This window comes from Heyndrickxia sp. NPDC080065 (assembly GCF_050281185.1).
In the GTDB taxonomy this organism is placed as follows: Bacteria; Bacillota; Bacilli; order Bacillales; family Bacillaceae_C; genus Heyndrickxia.
The window spans coordinates 293,522-304,557 of record NZ_JBNNWS010000004.1; the positions used below are offsets into that span (position 1 = coordinate 293,522).

General features: G+C 33.0%; 13 protein-coding genes. 2 read left to right on the forward strand and 11 right to left on the reverse strand.

All coding sequences use genetic code 11. The features are described from left to right. Positions 1-132: 132 nt before the first annotated feature. Positions 133-1,173 (reverse strand): SepM family pheromone-processing serine protease, encoded by a 1,041-nt coding sequence (locus ACQKP0_RS06490; RefSeq protein ID WP_427404999.1) that lies wholly within the window; start codon positions 1,171-1,173, stop codon positions 133-135. Beyond that, positions 1,163-1,960 carry a patatin-like phospholipase family protein gene (locus tag ACQKP0_RS06495; protein WP_427405000.1) on the reverse strand — a complete coding sequence of 266 codons (798 nt, stop codon included), beginning with the start codon at positions 1,958-1,960 and terminating at the stop codon, positions 1,163-1,165. The genes ACQKP0_RS06490 and ACQKP0_RS06495 overlap by 11 nt, the downstream gene beginning before the upstream one ends. A 246-nt stretch (positions 1,961-2,206) precedes the next feature. Between ACQKP0_RS06495 and ylbJ the strand changes: the two genes are divergently transcribed. After that, positions 2,207-3,418, forward strand: coding sequence for a sporulation integral membrane protein YlbJ (ylbJ, locus tag ACQKP0_RS06500; protein ID WP_427405001.1), 1,212 nt, complete (start codon positions 2,207-2,209; stop codon positions 3,416-3,418). A 58-nt stretch (positions 3,419-3,476) separates the two neighbouring features. On the opposite strand, the gene coaD is transcribed toward ylbJ, so the two are convergent. The 3 genes from coaD to ACQKP0_RS06515 all read right to left on the reverse strand — a co-directional run bounded on the left by coaD (position 3,477) and on the right by ACQKP0_RS06515 (position 6,213). Beyond that, positions 3,477-3,956, reverse strand: a complete 480-nt coding sequence (gene coaD / locus ACQKP0_RS06505; protein ID WP_427405002.1) for a pantetheine-phosphate adenylyltransferase — start codon at positions 3,954-3,956, stop codon at positions 3,477-3,479. Positions 3,957-3,969: 13 nt separating this feature from the next. After that, positions 3,970-4,524: a 16S rRNA (guanine(966)-N(2))-methyltransferase RsmD gene (gene rsmD, locus ACQKP0_RS06510; protein ID WP_427405003.1), complete on the reverse strand. Its 555-nt coding sequence runs from the start codon at positions 4,522-4,524 to the stop codon at positions 3,970-3,972. 282 nt (positions 4,525-4,806) lie between these two features. Then, positions 4,807-6,213, reverse strand: a complete 1,407-nt coding sequence (locus ACQKP0_RS06515; protein WP_427405004.1) for a stalk domain-containing protein — start codon at positions 6,211-6,213, stop codon at positions 4,807-4,809. 151 nt (positions 6,214-6,364) lie between these two features. Between ACQKP0_RS06515 and ACQKP0_RS06520 the strand changes: the two genes are divergently transcribed. Continuing rightward, entirely contained in the window at positions 6,365-6,754 is a 390-nt protein-coding gene (locus tag ACQKP0_RS06520; RefSeq protein ID WP_427405005.1) for a DUF7147 family protein, read from the forward strand. Positions 6,755-6,862: 108 nt separating this feature from the next. Here ACQKP0_RS06520 and ACQKP0_RS06525 read toward each other — a convergent pair whose 3' ends face one another. The 6 genes from ACQKP0_RS06525 to ACQKP0_RS06550 all read right to left on the reverse strand — a co-directional run bounded on the left by ACQKP0_RS06525 (position 6,863) and on the right by ACQKP0_RS06550 (position 10,695). Next, on the reverse strand, positions 6,863-7,138 hold the full coding sequence (locus ACQKP0_RS06525) for a YlbG family protein (RefSeq protein ID WP_427405006.1): 276 nt from the start codon (positions 7,136-7,138) through the stop codon (positions 6,863-6,865). A gap of 66 nt (positions 7,139-7,204) precedes the next feature. Next, positions 7,205-7,651 (reverse strand): YlbF family regulator, encoded by a 447-nt coding sequence (locus ACQKP0_RS06530; RefSeq protein ID WP_427405007.1) that lies wholly within the window; start codon positions 7,649-7,651, stop codon positions 7,205-7,207. Between the two features lie 252 nt (positions 7,652-7,903). After that, on the reverse strand, positions 7,904-8,296 hold the full coding sequence (locus tag ACQKP0_RS06535) for a hypothetical protein (RefSeq protein WP_427405008.1): 393 nt from the start codon (positions 8,294-8,296) through the stop codon (positions 7,904-7,906). A 211-nt stretch (positions 8,297-8,507) separates the two neighbouring features. Continuing rightward, positions 8,508-8,747, reverse strand: a complete 240-nt coding sequence (locus ACQKP0_RS06540) for a YlbE-like family protein (protein WP_427405009.1) — start codon at positions 8,745-8,747, stop codon at positions 8,508-8,510. A 15-nt stretch (positions 8,748-8,762) separates the two neighbouring features. Then, positions 8,763-9,191, reverse strand: coding sequence for a YlbD family protein (locus ACQKP0_RS06545; RefSeq protein ID WP_427405010.1), 429 nt, complete (start codon positions 9,189-9,191; stop codon positions 8,763-8,765). Positions 9,192-9,624: 433 nt separating this feature from the next. After that, entirely contained in the window at positions 9,625-10,695 is a 1,071-nt protein-coding gene (locus ACQKP0_RS06550; protein ID WP_427405027.1) for a CAP domain-containing protein, read from the reverse strand. Positions 10,696-11,036 lie beyond the last annotated feature (341 nt).

The window sequence follows — 11,036 nt, forward strand, 5'->3', positions numbered from 1 at the left end:
AACCAAACTATATTTGAAAGTTATCTTTTTACGATAAAACAACAATCTTTACGAATACAACCTTCACTAAAAACCGCTTGCCAAAATAGTACAAGCGGTTTTATTTCAATAATAGGTTTAAAGTTATTACTGTTATGTTAATGTACTTAAATATGCTAAGGCGTCATCAAACGTTTTTACTGGTATTATTTTCATCTTTGTTCCTAGCTCTTTTGCAGCCTTTAGCGCTTCTTTGTAATTCGATTGAATATTAGGGTAAGCTTTTTTCATTTCTGGTGTTATTTCATCATCTGGTGCAAAGAATATTTGCGCACCTTCCTTATCAGCAGCAACTACTTTTTTATCAATTCCGCCAATTCTACCAACCGTTCCGTCAGGATCGATAGTTCCAGTTCCTGCAATACTATAACCTTTTGTAATATCATTTTTGGTAAGTTGATTATAGATTTCCAAACTAAACATCAATCCAGCAGATGGTCCACCAATTTCCTCTGTATTCAATTTTACAACGGGATCAGAGATTAGGTCACGATCATCAACTAAACCAATTCCCATACCAATTTTTCCTTTTGCATCATCGAATTTTGCTAATTGTATGCTAGATGTTTTTTCACTATTATCTCGAACAAAAGATATGTTTATTTGATCTCCAGCTTGTTTTTTCTGTACATAGTTAATGAATTGTTCAGATGACTCGAAAGATTTACCATCTATTTTAGTAATTCGATCACCAGGCTTTAATACTTTTGCAGCTGGCATGTTAGGATATACACTTAAGACATATACACCCTTATAAATAGAATGAAAAGATTTTTTTGCTTTTTTATATGCTACTTGAATGGCATTATTTTTTGATGATTCCATCAAATAAAGCTGATAAACATTATATTCCTCTTCTGTTTGCTTCTCGTCCCTTACATCTGTTAGAGGGACAATCTCTTCAAATTTTCTAATTTTAGCCAATGCAAAGTCGTAAATATTTGCTCGCCCCATACGAACTGTTGTCAACATTAATTTACCTTTATCATGATAGCCATTTTCCACTTGAACAAGCGATTTAAGCTCATGAGCCATACCTGGTTTTTCAACATAATAAGGCAATCGATAAAAAGCGAGAGCAAGCATTATAGCCATAAGTACTATTAATACACGAATCCAAATCTTACGTTTCATCCTGGTGCTTCACCTTCCATTCCTCAATAGTGCGTTTAATTTCGGGAATAAATTTCTTCGTCTCCTCTTCTCCTATCTTAATGATTTCTTCGATATTTGTAAAAGCCCTAGAACTAAAAAATGAAACATCTGGTTGAAGTAAAATATTTGCTTCCGTTTCCTGCATCGCCATGATTTCCATCTGAAGGATATCGATACTTTGCATAATAACATCGTAAATATTTGTAATTTCTGCATCCCTTTTAAAAAGGGAAACATCTACACCAATGACAATATCGGAACCCATTTCTTTCACAACAGAAATAGGTACCCGATCAATTAATCCTCCATCAACCAGTAATCTTCCGTTTAGTTTTTCAGGAACAAAAATACCTGGAATAGAAATACTTGCACGAACAGCATCTGCTATAGAACCTGTTTTGAAAACAACCCTTTCACCTTTGATGATGTCTGTTGCTACTACAGCGACCGGAATGGTTAAATCTTCTAAATTTTTATTATGAGTAAATAATCTTAAAAACTCCTTTAACCTCTTCCCAGCAATAAAACCCATTTTAGGAATAGTAAAATCCAAGTAATATTTCCTTTTAAATGCAGTAGAAAATTTAATGAGTCGTTCCATATTATGACCCACACCGTAAAATGTGGCAACGATCGCCCCCATACTGCTTCCAGCAATTAGATCAATTGGAATATTATTTTCTTCTAAAGTCTTCAATACACCTAAATGTGCAAATCCTCGTGCGCCACCTGACCCTAAGGCCAATCCGATCTTCGGATTCTTCAATCTTTATCACCTCATACGATAATTGACAATAGATTTTCAACGTTCGATACATAATATGGTCTAAAATATTTATCTATGAGTATATTGATTTATATGAGGACAAGTAATTTTTTTGAAGAAGTTAAAACCTGCAAACATATGATCCAAGAAGTCAAAGGGCAGACTTCCAGTGTTGGAAAACATTTTGCCTGAGACGGATAAGGCGCACCGCGCTTTTTTAATAAGAATAATTGGGAGGAACATAGCTTGATACAGTCAAAATTTAAAACAATTTTTTTGGCATCCGGAGCTACATTAATAGCCATTTCCATGATCATCCTTCCCGAAGAAACATTTAGCGCGTCTGTTCGTGGATTAAAAATTTGGTGGGAGACTGTATTTCCCTCACTCTTTCCTTTTTTCGTTATTTCTGAGTTATTGATTGGTTTTGGTGTAGTTACATTTATCGGAGTCATCCTTGAACCATTGATGAGACCATTGTTTCGGGTTCCAGGTGTTGGGGGATTTGCTTGGGCGATGGGGATGGCTTCGGGTAATCCAGCAGGAGCAAAGATTACAGCAAGGTTAAGACAAGAAAAACAAATATCAAAAATTGAAGCCGAAAGACTAGTATCTTTTACAAATTATTCAAGCCCCTTATTTATCTTTGTCGCTGTATCTGTTGGCTTTTTCCATGATAAAAGTTTAGGACTCCTTTTTGCACTTGCACATTATCTTGGGAATATTCTCGTAGGATTAATTATGCGTTTCTACGGCTATAATCACAAAGAGAAAATGGAAGCAAAAAAAAGGAAATTTCCAGTTTGGGAAGCCATTCGTGCACTTCATAAAACACGATTAGAAGATAAAAGACCGATTGGAAAGCTGCTAGGGGATGCCGTCATTTCTTCCATTCATACCTTACTAATGATTGGAGGATTTATCATTTTATTTTCAGTTATTAATCGACTATTATATCATCTTCATATTACCGCCCTTTTAGCAAGTGTAATTGAACATTTTTTTGCTATCTTTCAGTTCCCAAAAGATTTAAGTATCCCATTTATTTCAGGGATTTTTGAAATTACGATAGGGAGTGACTTAATTAGTCGTGTACAAGAGTCAAGCTTACTTCAGGAAGTTATCCTTACTAGTTTTATACTTGGGTTTGGAGGGTTTAGTATTCAAGCACAAGTCGCAAGTATCCTTGCTCAAACAGATATCCGATTTAAGCCCTTCTTTATTGCAAGAATTATGCACGGTTTTTTTGCAGCGATTATTACATCATTCTTATGGAAACCTGTTTATGAAAATCTACGCGATACAGATTCATCAGAGACGGTACTCCCTGTTTTCCTTCAACATACCCACAGCTACTTAGAAAAGCTTTATCAATGGGGAATACACCTAGGTCCAATCATTACAATATTAGCATTAATGATCTACATTTTTGTCTATCAAAAAAGAATAAGATCTTAAGAACTATATCGTTAAATATGAAAAAGGAAGCGAATTTCCGCTTCCTATACGTCGTTGTTCAGTTATACTTATCCCGTAACGCTTTTTCTACTTGTGGTGGTACTAGCTCTGAAATCGATCCTTTATATTTAGCTGCTTCTTTTACAATACTAGAGCTTAAAAAGGAATATTGATTATTGGTCATAATAAAGAACGTCTCAATCTCCTCGTTAAGAACTCTATTCATAGACGTAATTTGCATTTCGTATTCGAAATCAGATACTGCTCTTAAACCACGAATAATGGCATTTGCATTGACACTTCTTGCATAATCAACAAGTAAGCCTTGAAAGGTATCAACAGAGACATTTGGAATAGACTTTGTTACTTCTTCAATTAATTCCGTTCTCTCTTCAACAGTAAACAACGGATTCTTTGCTGAATTATTCAATATTACAACAAATACCTGATCAAAAACTTTTGCTGCTCTTTTGATAATATCTAAATGACCATATGTAATTGGATCAAAACTGCCTGGACATACTGCAATACTACCCATTGTTAGTTCCCCCTTATTCACCGATACTATAAATAGAAATGCCAATTATGCCATATCTTACCACTTTTGTTAATGTTAATCTACCGACTATGTTTGGTAATTGTATATCCGAACTGTGTTCGCAAACTACGTAACCGCTTTCAACCAGTAAGTTTTCTCCATCAATTATTTCTAATAATGATATTAATTTTTGTTTTTTATATGGTGGATCAAGAAATATTACATCAAACTTTAATTGTCTTTTAATAATTGCTTTCAAAGCACGTTCAGAATCATTCCTAAATAACTCACTCTTTTCTTCAAATTCACAAGAGCCAATATTTGCTTTAATCGTCTGAAAAGCATTATGATCTCGATCAACAAAAATTACTTTTTCAAGCCCTCTGCTTAATCCTTCTATTCCGAGCCCGCCGCTTCCTGCAAATAAATCTAACCCTATTCCCCCTTCAAAATAAGGTCCGATCATATTAAAAATCGCTTCTTTTACCTTATCAGTAGTTGGTCTTGTTTGATTTCCCGGTACTGATTTTAACAGCTTGCCTTTTTTGCTTCCAGAAATTACTCTCATATTGTTCACCACATAGTTCTTAAATTTTCCTTTTTATCCTACCATATTGTGTGGACCGGGAAAAGCGAAAAATGAAATCACTATATTCGAAAACCTAATGTATAAATTTGGTGGCGATGGTGATACTTTAAGTAGCAACATCATTTCAGATGTTGTTGCCAACCGCGGAGAAGACTTACGTTTCCCCATAAGTTCTTCCTCCGGTTTCTCCTCTCCCTTTGCCTTCTGTCCTTTACATAGGATATAGAGGGACCCTGCATAAGGTTTGCAGGGTTTTTTATTTTACTTAATCCTAATATGTTTCTTATCTTCTTCTAAAAGAGTATTAAATAGTTGATTTAACCAATTGATTTCTATGAAATATTCATCATCTATTTTAATAAAAGGGGTTGAAAGTAAGCCATATTCTTCATCATTATAAAGAAATAATTTTTTACCAAAATAAAAGCGAAAATGATTATCCTTATTTTTCAAATCAATCGAATCATTATTTTTATTGTTTTCCACCTTATATCCTAAAGCATCCATCGTTTTTGTAAATGGTAGAACATTCTTGCCTTCGTGTAATATAAGATGGATATCCTTTCTTTCTTCTCCTTTAACTATAATTTTTCGTGCATCATACAAAACAAATTCTTTTTTGGGTGAATTGAACAAGCGGTTCTCTGAAAAAAAGTCAGTATCAAAACCAGTTACTTCTTTAATTGTCTCATCTAGCCTTTTACTAGTTATATTCGTATCCTCTTCTTGTAAAATCTTATCTACCCAATCATTTAATAATTCCTTACCCAGCTTAGTTTTTAATTCAGAGTACATGATTTGCGCCTTTTTAGAACCGATTGCTTTATTTAATATTGCAGAAGAAATGATATCCTTCAACCATTCTTCTTCACTCTTAAATGAGAAGGCTTGATGCATGACCTCCTCTACGATTTCTTCCTCCAAATCATCTTTGTTGTCATCATTAACTATCAAAAATGATGGTAATGTGGTATGAGGAATTTCATTTGTAATAACTACTACTATATTCGGTGTTTGCTTTATTTTTTTTAGTTTATTTAATTTAAGTTTTGGGAGTTTATAAGATTTTGGATAATAAATAGTTAGCCAGCTATTTACAGTCTCTTTTACTAACTCGTTTTTATGCCAAAAAAGGGTAGGAACTTGTCCCTTTATATCAAAAACATAATAATTTATATATTCCATCTGTTTTATCGCTATATTTTTTGTCGGAGCCACCCAGGATCCTTGTTTAAATTGACCTTCGATAAGATGAATTTTACTAGCCTCTACATTTGTATGTTTAAATATGGCTAGCCAGTTATCTAATAATAGGGAAGAATTAGCCATTTGTCTTTTAATTTCATATCGAAGAGTAACCTGACCTGAACTAATTTTTATTTTTTTATTCTTAATCCATTTACACTCTTGATTCTCCTCGATAAAGCAGTCAATATTTTTTGCTTCTTTTGGCCAAAATATTTCATAAACTCCATTATCTATAGACTGTATAGTTTGTTCAATATAAAATTTATTATTATTATGTTCAATCGTGATTTTCTGTTGTATTTCTTTTCCTTTATTATGTTTTCGTTCGGACGAAAAACCATTCCATTGAAAATAGAGTATACTTCCTATGAAGAATAAAAGGAATATAACTAAATATTTTAAAACTTGCCTTCGAAACATCCTTTTTGTTTCTCCCTTATTTTATTATCTTTCTTTCTGTTTAAGTACTCGAATACCTCGCAGGTCGAATAATTCTATGATACATTTATAAGTATAATATTTCTAGGGAAATTAAATTTGAAATTAATATAAGAAATGTGAGGAAATAAATATGTTACAACGTTTTATCGAATTAGGAGAAGGGTATTCAGACTTATATGAATTAATAGAAATAGCTAATTCAAATCAGCATCGGTTAGCTCATTTAATGGCTCTGCACACAACCGTTGGAGCAAAAAAGATGACATCACTGAGCGTTGTGTTGCAACCTACTAATCCTGGAGAATTTCAAGCACTTTATATTTGTCGTGAGGGGATTCCTAATCCACATATAATGCCAAATAAAAGGTTTGAACTTTTTCAAAACCTCGCTGATAAATTAGGGAAAAAGATCATTGAAATTGAAGTGAAAAATTCAAAGCAATTTGCTGAAAAAGACCTATATTTTCAATACTTAATAGGAATTTTGCGATTAAATAACTATATCCCTCCATTACGATAAACGAAAGTGAAAGCGCCTTGGTCAGACCCGACCAGCAAATAACCTCGAGGGGCAAGGCACTGTAGCTAGACAATAAAAAAACCTCCAAGCAGGAGGTTTTTTTAAAAATTAAAGTCCTATTTTATAATCATACTCTTTTGCTTTATCTGGTTTGGAATTTTCAAATTCTGTATTTAGAAAAGGTTTGCAGGAAAGTTCTACCTTTCGAACAAATGGCATGGAGGAAAATTTCTCCTGTAATTCATTAATTTCATTCCGATCACAATACAATACAACGTATTTCATTTTTTTTGAAACATAATGGACATTCCCAAACCGTCTAAGGGCTTTTGCATGCTTTAAATTAAAAAGCCAAATAATTAAGCCTTGTCTTTCATTGAACATAGATTTTTCCCCTTAAATTCCTAATTCACATAATTTTAACATATTTTTTATGTGAACATCAATGTATTATGCAGAACAACTGCAACCTCCCCCAGACCCACAACCTCCAGAACATGAAGAATTAGAATCAAAGAATGGATTTCCGGTCGGAACTTTAATATGCTGTGATACAGATTTTCCAATGAGAATACTAACTTGATCAAGAATATCCTGTAAAGCATTCTCCGCTTTCCGAAACCGAGCAACATTTTCATCCAAATCCATTTCCCGCTTTGCTTCACGAGTACGAATATTTATCGTCTTGTAATCTGGATGATATCTTCCAAAACGTTGTACATCTTCATACAGTTCTTTCATCCTGACAAATTCTCTAATCTTTCTCTGAGTCTGTATATCATTTTTTAATCTATAATAATACATTCTATATTCAGCAGCTGCTTCTGACTGTGTAATCATCTTGGCTAAACTTTGTGCTTCAGTTATTATTTTTACTCTTTCTAAAGTCGCAAGCAAAAAGCTCACCTCCAAAATTATTTTATCATGTTTTCAGACGGTAAGCGAATAAGGAGGCTTTTAAAAAGACTATTTTCACATAGATTGTTACTTTTAGCAATCAACTCAAATTATTAAAGAAATTAGCATCATGCTCTTTTCTTCATCCCATACTCATTGTATAATCATAAAAATCCTACTCGATATTAAATTCGTAAAATCTCACCAATTTTGACTCTGTTATAAATAGCAACAAAGTTAAAAAAAGAGCCTTTATAAAATAGATACATAAAAATCTTTCGACAATCCATGTGTTTTATTGTTTAATTTTAACACTTCAATTTTTATGTGATGAACCCCTTTAGACAAGCCCTTCATAACAAATGCAGCTGTATAATATTCACCTTGCTGCTTTCCATCAACATAAGCAATAATTTTCCCACGCTCGACTTTTTTATTAGTACCTGAGAATGAGACATTTGGTACCATACATTCCACAAAAACATTTGGCCCATGAACTATATGACGAATAGTTGCATTCCGGATTTCTTGGGCAAAATTCGTATTTTCAGATGCTTTTACATTGAAAGATTCTGGTTTGGGGATATTTTGCCTGCAACCACTCATTATTATCAAAAAAAGAGACAAACAAATTAAACCTCTCATATTTATCACTCCTTGTCCTTAGCTTCCACAGAACAAGGAATTTTACTCAAGAAAAAACATAATTTATTTAGAAAAGCGCAAGCGCCTAGCGTACGGGTTTCGTAGTCTTCGACCTTTTAAAAAACAAAATCGGCTGCCGCCGATTCTTTTTATTTCCTTTTCGCATCAATTTTTTATTATCATCATAACAATTTCCCTTTTAAAAGGGCACTTAAGCTTGAGAATACATCCCCTGAAACATATTCATCATCATAGATGCCATTTGCAGTCCATTGTTGAATTTTTCAATTCGGTGGGGGATCGTTCGCTCATAATAATGCAAAGCGGCAATTTCAAATTTTTTAATTTCTTCAGGATGCCGACTAAGATTCCTGTACCAAATAGGCTGACTTCTTAAAAATTGTTTCAAGTCCTGTTTCGAGTATATATACTCTAGAACATCTTTTCTCAAACAAAATACCCCCTTTTAATCTTTTCGGAAAGAAAATGGATGCACTGGTTCATTTTTCGTTGCAGGTACATTTTGCTGTTGCCCTTGAAATTGAGAGAGAACTCCTTGAAGTGATGCAATCACTTTGCTTAAATTATTCAAATGATGCTGCATTTGGTTAGCATCCACCTTTTGCATAACATTTCCAATTTGATTCATCCATTTTCTATATTTCTCATCATTATCACTCGTATTACTCGTATCGTCATCCGAATTTTTGTCCTCTCCCCCCTCAATTCCAAATGACTTCCAATACGGATCATCTTCCCCTAGGATGTACCATTCCTCATACAATTCCTGTAATGTATGTGAACCGTTTTTTACGTCATGGATAATTTTTGGATGTTTTTTTACAAAAGTTTTAAACTTTTGTACTGATGGGTGAAGTTGTTTGCTATTCCCCATTTTAACTCACCTCATATATTGTAAAACTGTATTCTTTATTAAATACTGATTTGCATTTAAATTTATTTTTTATAAATAATTTCATGTATTCTCAGATGCAATGCCCAATGAATTATTTGATTGGCTTTGTTTATGTTTATTGGATAAAATGACCTGAATAGTATGCGTGAAGCGATTTCTTTACGTAGTAAAACTAGTTGAAAGCATAGTATTCAGGCTTTTATTAATAACAACAACTTTGTTTAACAAAGCCATTTGATTAAAAAACGAAGTAAACGGAAAGAGATCTTACCAATTAAATACCTATACCTATAATAAAATATGATTCAATATTTAAAAGGTGAACTATTTTCATCCTAATGTATGTTTTGGGTAGACAAATGAGTAAACTAGAAAATAAAAAGCCCTTTGTAGGGCTTTTTATCAGAAATTCTCATTCCCAATTTTTTTCAATAAAATTTTGAGTGTAATATTTTTGAAAGACTCCTACTCCGATGTGAGTAAAATTGCTTTCTAACAATGATTTCCGGTGACCATCAGAATTCAGCCATCCCTCAACTGCTGTTGGACCGTCTATATATTGCGCTGCAATGTTCTCTCCAGCAAGCTGGTAAAATACATGTGCAGATTTAAGACGTTTTTCTAAATCACCGTATTTGGGAGACTCATGAGAGAAATATTTTTCAGCAAACATATCCTTACTATGCCGATAAGCTACATCCGCTGTTTTTTGATCCCATTCAAGTTTATTTAATCCAAATCTTTGACGTATAATATTAGTTAAATCAAAAATTTGTTTCTCGCTTCCTATTTCAATAGGCCTCCAACTCGATTTCACGATCGGTGATGGATCAATTAACCGCCCCCGATAAACCATTTCATATGGCCGCTGTTTAATTAAAGTCTCTTTATCCATGAACCTGACACTAGATAGTGTTCCTTTAAATTTGTCAAAAGAAAGTTGTGCATAAATGGAGCCAAGTTGTACAAGTGGACGAATATTTAAATCCTCTTCTGATAACTCAAATCTATAGGTTCCTTCATCATATTGGACAGTAATATCCGGATCAAGAGGAATACTTTGATAAATATTTTGTACCTCTTCATCTATTGTAAATGGAACAATATTATTTTTACTTCCTATAGCATAAATTGTGACAACTTTTCCTTTATAAACTCCGACTTGAAAATAAGATTCATCACTATTATTATAAATCCACCATTCATAATCGTAGGCTGAAGGATCTTTTCGAGAAGGCACACCATATTTTTTTATTAGTTTTTCGGAAGATTCTCCTATAAAAGTAGATAAACCTTGCTTAGGCCTTTTAATATACTTTTTTATTTCTTTCGGGGGTGGTCCATTTAAATTATCAACCATGGGTGTCTCTTTTTTATTGTTACCATTTAAGATATTATTCTCATTATCTGGCCTTAAATGAAAATATAAGCTAATAATAAATATAATAACTAGTACTACGAATACTTTTATAAGAGTACGCAGATTTCTCCCTCCTTCTAAATATTCAGTATATTAAAACGATGCTTATTAATCAGAAAAGTAGCTTTTATAGTTATATATAAGTTTCCCTCTAAATTAATATTCTCTCTTGTAAACTTATTATATCATTTAAGCATTCTCTGTTAGAAGCAAAACAATAAGAAAACCTCTCATTTATATGAGAGGTTAAAACTATTCCTATTTTTGTTAGATTATTCAATCATAATGTTCTCATTGTTATTCATTAAGAAAGGCTCTTTTCGTATAAATTGTTGTTTTTAGACTATAAACTTAGTCCGTTGATTTCCGCTCCAGACACTTGCTTTCCGCGGGGAGGGATGGGA